The organism is Micromonospora phytophila (assembly GCF_023656545.1).
Taxonomy (GTDB): Bacteria; Actinomycetota; Actinomycetes; order Mycobacteriales; family Micromonosporaceae; genus Micromonospora; species Micromonospora phytophila.
The window spans coordinates 1-2,690 of record NZ_JAMOKF010000513.1; the positions used below are offsets into that span (position 1 = coordinate 1).

A 2,690-nucleotide genomic window follows, 5' to 3' on the forward strand; every position below is an offset into this window, starting at 1 on the left:
CTCTTCGACGCCCTGCCCGGTCCGCCGGGCCCGGGCATCGAGGCCCTGACCCGGGTGTACGCCGACCAGCATGCCCGGATCGCCGCGACCGGGCATCCCGGCCGGTTCCGGCTGCTGGTCGCCGCCGAGTCGGCCGGCGCGCTGATCGCCGTGGAGATGGGCGCCGCCGGACTGCCCTGGCGCGCCGAGGTGCACGACGAGATCCTCGCCGAGCTGCTCGGCGAGGCGTCCCCGGTCGGTGGCCCGCCCCGCCGGCTGGCGGAGCTCGCGGCCCGGATCGCCGACGCGTTCGGCGTACGCCAGCTGCACACCGACTCCCCGGCGGAGCTGTTGCGGGCGTTCGCCCGGGCCGGTGTGGAGCTACCCAACACCCGGGCCTGGGTGCTGCGCGGGGTGGACCACCCGGCGGTGCCGCTGGTCCTGGAATACAAGGAGCTCTACCGGATCTGGACGGCGCACAGCTGGGCCTGGCGCGACGCCTGGGTCCGCGACGGCCGGTTCCAGCCGGAGTACGTCCCGGCCGGGGTGGTCTCCGGCCGCTGGGCCAGCCGGGGCGGCGGCGCGTTGCAGATCCCCAAGGTGATCCGGCGGGCGGTGGTGGCCGACCCGGGCTGGCGGTTCGTGGTCGCCGACGCCGGCCAGCTGGAGCCGAGGGTGCTCGCCGCGGTCTCCGGCGACGCCCGCCTCGCCGCCGCCGGTGGCGCCGGTGACCTCTACGCCGCCCTCGCCCAGGACGCCTTCGGCGGTGACCGGGCCCGGGCCAAGGTGGCCCTGCTCGGCGCGATGTACGGGCAGACCGGCGGGATGGCGGTGCCGGCGCTGGCGGTGCTGCGGCGCAGCTACCCGATCGCCTTCGGCTACGTCGAGGCGGCCGCCCGCACGGGGGAGGCTGGCGGGCTGGTCCGCTCGTGGCTGGGGCGCACCTGCCCGCCGGGCACCGCCGGGTTCGGCGACCCCGACGAGGCGGCTGCCGACGAGGTCGCCGACCCGCAGTCGCCGCGCGCCCGGGCGGCCCGCTCCCGGGGCCGGTTCACCCGCAACTTCGTCATCCAGGCCACCGCCGCCGAGTGGGCCTCCACGCTGTTGGCCACGCTGCGCGCGGAACTGGGCGGCACCGGCGCCGAGCTGGTCTTCTTCCAGCACGACGAGGTGGTCGTGCACTGTCCGGCGGATCAGGCCGACGCGGTGGCCGGGGCGGTCACCCGGGCCGGGGAGCGGGCCGGCGCGCTGCTCTTCGGCGACACCCCGGTGCGGTTCCCGCTCGACCTGTCCATCGTCGACTGTTACGCCGACGCGGCATAGCGCACAATTTTCCCTTTTGCCCCGCTACCCACGGCCGGGCGTGCTCGTTGCTCCCGGTGTCCGTACGACGGGACGGGCCGGGCCATCGCGCCACGGTCCGCCCCACGGTGGAGGGGGCGCAGCTGAACCGGATCGCAGGAATGATCATCGCCGCAGGTGGGGGCCGCCGGATCGGCGGCCCGGAGGCGCTGCTGCACCAGGGGGAGAAGCCCCTGGTGAACCGGATGATCGACACGATGACCGAGGCGGGCTGCGAGCGGATCGTGGTCGTGCTGGGCGCCGCGGCCGACCAGGTCCGCGAGACGGCCGACCTGACCCGGGCCACGGTGGTGATCAACCGCGCGTGGGGGACCGGCGTCGGCTCGTCCATCCGGGCCGGTCTCGCCGCCCTCGACGACGAGGGGATCGAGGCGGTCGTGGTGGTCCCCGTCGACATGCCGGGACTGACCTCCGCCGCCGTCCGGCGGGTGACCGCGCTGCCGTACCCCGACGTGCTGGTCTGCGCCACCTACGGCGGGCTGCGCGGCTACCCGATGCTCTTCGGCCGCCGGCACTGGTCCGGCATCGCCACCCTGGCCAGCGCGGACGTCGGTGCGCGGCCCTACCTGCTGGCGCACAAGGACCAGATCGTCGACATCTCCTGCGACTCGGTGGCCGACGGCAGCCGGGTCGACACCCCGGAGCTGATGGCGCTCTACGGGCTGACCGTGCCGCCGCAGCGGGTGGGGGTGTAGCCGTTCGGCGGACCACGCCCGCGCAGGCGCTCTGCTATCCATGTCGCTGGGACAGCTTGCTCCACCACGGGGGAACAGAGTGAACATCGACGAGGACAGTGGCACCGAGGGCCGCACCGCCATCGCGTCGAGCTGATGACCCGGGAGGTGCCGGCCCCGGGCCGTGGGGTCGGCCCGTGACGCGTCCTCCGGCCGACCTCGTCGGCGCCGACGTGCCGGCCGAGGTGCTGACCCACAACACGCTCAACGGCGTGACCGGTGGCATCTGGCGTACCCGCCGGGGCGGGCGGCCGGCGGTGCTGAAACTGCTCAGCCCGCCTGGCCGCCCCGGGCCCATCCACTGGGCGGGCAGCGACGACCCGGGGCACTGGAACTACTGGCGGCGGGAGGTCGAGGCGTACCGCAGCGGGCTGGCCGGCGCCGCGTACGCCGAGGACGGCATCGCCGCGCCGACGCCGCTGGCGGTCGACGAGCGCCCGGACGGCTCGGTGGCGCTCTGGCTGGCCGAGGTGACCGGCCGACCGGGAATCGCCTGCGCCCCCGCCGACCTGGGCGACGTGGCCGCCCGGCTCGGCGCCGCGCACGCCCGCCGGCTCGACGACCCCGGGGCGGGGCAGCTGCTGACCGGAGGGCGCGTACCGGACTGGCTGGCCC

General features: G+C 76.0%; 2 protein-coding genes and 1 pseudogene. All 3 read left to right on the forward strand.

Translation table 11 applies throughout. The features are described from left to right. Positions 1-1,302 (forward strand): bifunctional 3'-5' exonuclease/DNA polymerase (locus NCC78_RS30555; protein WP_250798871.1); only part of this gene is annotated, 1,302 nt, incomplete at its 5' end. A gap of 140 nt (positions 1,303-1,442) precedes the next feature. Further along, on the forward strand, positions 1,443-2,036 hold the full coding sequence (locus tag NCC78_RS30560) for a nucleotidyltransferase family protein (protein ID WP_250798872.1): 594 nt from the start codon (positions 1,443-1,445) through the stop codon (positions 2,034-2,036). A gap of 176 nt (positions 2,037-2,212) precedes the next feature. Further along, positions 2,213-2,690, forward strand: a pseudogene (locus tag NCC78_RS30565) (phosphotransferase); the annotation flags it as partial.

Excerpts from the sequence above, each read along its gene's own strand:
- NCC78_RS30560 (WP_250798872.1), top strand. The coding sequence starts at position 1,443 with ATGATCATCGCCGCAGGTGGGGGCCGCCGGATCGGCGGCCCGGAGGCG.